This is a genomic window from Halorubrum sp. Atlit-26R, assembly GCF_003666015.1.
Taxonomy (GTDB): Archaea; Halobacteriota; Halobacteria; order Halobacteriales; family Haloferacaceae; genus Halorubrum.
In genome coordinates this window covers 1-702 of the sequence record NZ_QPLT01000229.1, presented here as the reverse complement: position 1 = coordinate 702, position 702 = coordinate 1, and the positions used below count along the sequence as shown (strand labels likewise).

1 protein-coding gene is annotated in these 702 nt (G+C 58.4%); it reads left to right on the top strand.

The features are described from left to right. Positions 1-135 precede the first annotated feature (135 nt). Positions 136-663 carry a phage tail protein I gene (locus tag DVK07_RS20280; protein WP_121598572.1) on the top strand — a complete coding sequence of 176 codons (528 nt, stop codon included), beginning with the start codon at positions 136-138 and terminating at the stop codon, positions 661-663. Positions 664-702 lie beyond the last annotated feature (39 nt).

The following is a 702-nucleotide window of genomic DNA, read 5'->3' as shown; positions in this document are numbered from 1 at the left end:
TATCGGCCATCTATGCCGCTTTGCATGTCGAGGGGATCCAGCGCGTCGAGCTGAAAAGCCCGCTTAAAGACATCGTTTTAGATCAGACGCAGGCGGGGTACTGCACCGAACAGCTGATTACTTTCGGGGGCTACGATGCGTAACAGCTTGTTGCCACCGCATGCAACGCCGTTGATGCAGCGCATCGAGCAGGCGTGCGAGAAGGCGACAACGTTGCCGGTGCCATTGCGCACGCTGTGGGATCCGGGTACGTGCCCGCCGGCATTGCTGCCATACCTGTCCTGGGCGTTGTCGGTCGATCGTTGGGATGCCAGTTGGAGCACAGAGGCTAAACGCGATGCTATTCGGCAGGCCTATTTCATCCATCGTCACAAAGGCACCATTGCGGCGCTACGCCGGGCGGTCGAGCCGCTGGGCTATCTGATACAGGTGATCGAATGGTGGCAGGATGGCGAACAGCCCGGCACCTTCCGTGCTGATATTGGCGTGCATGAGGAAGGGATCACGGAAGAGATGTATCAGGAGCTGGAGCGAGTGATCGCCGATGCCAAACCGGTCAGCCGGCACCTGATAGGGCTGACGTTGATCCAGGACGTGCCCGGAACCCTGTATATCGGCGCTGCTGCCATCGACGGCGACGTCATCACGGTTTACCCCGGATAAGGAATGAACATGAGCAAATATAAGGCGATAGTGACAACC

What these genes read in the sequence shown, in the direction of transcription:
- DVK07_RS20280 (WP_121598572.1), top strand. Translation starts at nt 136, where the DNA reads ATGCGTAACAGCTTGTTGCCACCGCATGCAACGCCGTTGATGCAGCGC.